Consider the following 2,995-nt stretch of genomic DNA (forward strand, 5'->3'; position numbering starts at 1 on the left):
GGCCTCTGGTTGGTTCAGGAGCTCCTCAGGGAATGGAGGAAATCGGACCCTAATCTCGATCATTATGCGTTGACCAAGATGGCGCAGACCGCCAGAAGCTATGAGAGAAAAATAGATGTCGAATCCGAAGCCTTCAAAAAACCGAGAAACATGGAGAAGGCTATGCTCTTCGAAGCCGAGAAGCTCGGAATATCCTTGCAAGACAGAGGAGAGATTATAAGAGCCGCGCTCGAAGGAATAGCTTACCAGACGGAGCAGACGAGGAGACAATTGCAGTCAATAACCGGCCGATCAATGAGGAATATCAAAATGGTAGGCGGCGGCATTCGCAACAGACTTCTCTGCCAGTTAGTGTCAGATTACACAGGGCTTCCGGTAGTCGCAGGCCCGGCGGAAGGAACTGCCACAGGTAACATCATAGTGCAGATGCTAGGTCTTGGAGAATTAAGCGACCTATCGCAGGCTCACGATCTTATTCAACGCTCATTCAACTTTCAAGAATACACTCCGGAAAAGTAACACTTCGAATCATCCAAATAGATCAAAAAATTAAGAATTCATAAGATTGCAGCAATTAATCGAGCCTAGTTATCTCTGATCAACTATAAAAGCTTCAGGGAAGGTTGGGTGATATGACGGTGGCCATGTAAAATAATGTTGATAATTCTGTTTAGTAGAATTACTATTCCGTGAGGTGGAATATGACTTATCTCCAGAAAGTACTAAGAATGATCGAAATCGTTGCCAATTCTGATAGTAGTGGAACAACGGTTCAGGAAGCGTCGGGAAAATCCGGTTTCCCTATGTCCTCCTCTCACCGAATACTTAACGATCTTGTAGACTGCGAAGTCTTGACTAAGTTTAAAGAGGCCAAACGCTACAGATTTAGCCCAAGAATAATACCCCTGGTAAATGAGATCTCTAGAAAGATGAATGTAGTCAACCTTAAGAATTGTCTTGTTGAGCTGAAAGACAAGATTAATGAAACGGTCTTCCTAAGTGAGCTTACGGAAAACGGAGTAACCTCCGTGTTGACTGTTGAAAGCGACAGAGTATTCAGTTTCAGGGCCAGATCTGGCGTTTATCTTCCTGTTCATTGCACGGCTGCCGGGTTGGCAATTGCCGCAAATATTGACAAGGAAAGAGCGCTAGACCTAATATGTAAATCTCACGTTATAAATGACCCTGAAATCGAGACTTGTCCGGTAGAGGATTATAAGGCTCGTCTAGAAAGAGTTAGGCAAGAAGGCTTTGCTTTCTGCGACGAGGAATTCGAGCCAGGACTAAGAGCTGTCGCGGTGCCTGTTTTCGATTCTGCGGGGAGCGTTGTCGCCAGTATAACTGCGATTGCGCCTAAAGAGAGATTCAGTACAAAGAGAATAAATGATGAAATTGTAGCCAATCTAAAAAAGACTGCTGTGAACATCAGCAAATACACTTTCTAGAGGTTGACATGAGTGAACAGGTGGTAATTGTAAGTAACGTCGGAAGGGTCTTCTCGAGCGGGACAAAAAAGGATAGAAAGGAATTCGTTGCACTGGATGATGTTTCATTTACAGTCAACAGAGGCGAGTTCGTCTCACTGCTGGGACCCTCGGGCTGTGGAAATCAACACTGCTAAAGATTGTCTCGGGGCTTCTCAAGGCAAGTTCTGGAACGGTGGAGATTACAGAGAAAGAAAATCGTAAGACTCCTCCGTTTGGGTTCGTATTCCAGGATTCCGTTCTCTTACCCTGGAGAACAGCAATAGAAAACGCTCTCTTTCCATTCGAAATCATGGGCAACAAGGAGAAAGCAGATGAAAGCAATGTCAGGAATCTTTTCGAACTAGCGAAGCTTGTGGGCTTTGAAAATTCCTACCCAAGACAGCTTTCAGGTGGAATGAGACAGCGTGTGGCTATTGTGAGAGCCCTGTCCTACAATCCTCCAATACTACTTATGGACGAACCTTTCGGGGCTCTTGACGCGATAACCAGAGACAATCTGAACAACGTTCTCCTCGAAATATGGGAATCGACCAGAAAGACAGTGATCTTTGTGACTCACAGTATTAGCGAAGCAGTGTATCTTTCAGACAGGATAATCGTTATGGGTACGAAACCCGGCAGAGTTGTCGCGGATATGAAGGTTGAATTGCCCAGACCGCGAAATGAAGATTCAAAACTCACTCCGGAATTTTACTCCTACGTCAAAGAGCTAAGGGAGATGCTCAAATAATGAACAGGAAAGTCTTGATAGCAATAATCTCGATTCTTTTCCTGGTTCTCTTCCTGGGTTTTTGGAAGGGATACATAATCGTCAGAGATGTTCCGGGATTTATCCTTCCACCTCCAGAGGCTGTAGGACAGAGGTTTATCTCTCTTGTTGCAGACGGCACTTTCATTAGAGAAGGCTGGGTAACCCTGTATACGATACTGATTGGCTTCTCCGTTGGATCTATTCTGGGCTTCACGGCTGGATACTTCTCCGCTAAATCAAGAACCTTTGAAGAAGTAATCTCACCATATGTCATGCTTATTCAGGCCACACCAAAAGTATCTCTCATTCCTCTCTTTGTTATTTGGTTCGGACTCGGGATGCCGTCAAAGCTATTGCTCATAGTTCTTTCAGCTTTCTTTCCGGTGATGATAAACACAATCTTGGGACTTAGATCTGTCCCGGAGGACTACGAGAACTTAATGACAATTCTCGGAGCATCGGAACGCCAGTCAACTCTCAAGATGAGACTCCCGATGGCCACTCCCTTAATCATGGCAGGGCTCAAGATCGCAATGGTGCAATCAATAATAGGGGCAATAGTCTCAGAATGGATGGCTGGAGACAGAGGCTTCGGTTATCTGCTCGTTTACGGCAGTTCTCTGTATGACGCAAATCTTCTGATGGCGTCAATAATTGCTACCACTTTCCTGGGATTAATTCTCTACTGGAGCATTGAGCTTATAGAAAAGAAACTCTTGTTCTGGCATGAGTCGAAATTGGCCTTCACGGAGGGAAC

At 45.0% G+C, this 2,995-nt stretch carries 3 protein-coding genes and 1 pseudogene; all 4 read left to right on the forward strand.

Going from position 1 to position 2,995, the window contains the following annotated elements; all coding sequences use genetic code 11:
- A partial coding sequence (locus ENN47_10050) for a rhamnulokinase (protein HDP78504.1) occupies window positions 1-519 on the forward strand: 519 nt, incomplete at its 5' end.
- A gap of 182 nt (window positions 520-701) precedes the next feature.
- Window positions 702-1,445 (forward strand): IclR family transcriptional regulator, encoded by a 744-nt coding sequence (locus ENN47_10055; protein HDP78505.1) that lies wholly within the window; start codon window positions 702-704, stop codon window positions 1,443-1,445.
- An 8-nt stretch (window positions 1,446-1,453) separates the two neighbouring features.
- Window positions 1,454-2,217, forward strand: a pseudogene (locus tag ENN47_10060) (ABC transporter ATP-binding protein).
- Window positions 2,217-2,995: ABC transporter permease (locus ENN47_10065; protein HDP78506.1), on the forward strand; the 779-nt coding region annotated here is incomplete at its 3' end. The pseudogene ENN47_10060 and the gene ENN47_10065, both read left to right, overlap by 1 nt.

The sequence above is a fragment of the Mesotoga infera genome, from assembly GCA_011045915.1.
GTDB lineage: Bacteria > Thermotogota > Thermotogae > Petrotogales > Kosmotogaceae > Mesotoga > Mesotoga infera_D.

Coding starts and splice junctions, on each gene's coding strand:
- ENN47_10055 (HDP78505.1), top strand. CDS start 702: ATGACTTATCTCCAGAAAGTACTAAGAATGATCGAAATCGTTGCCAAT.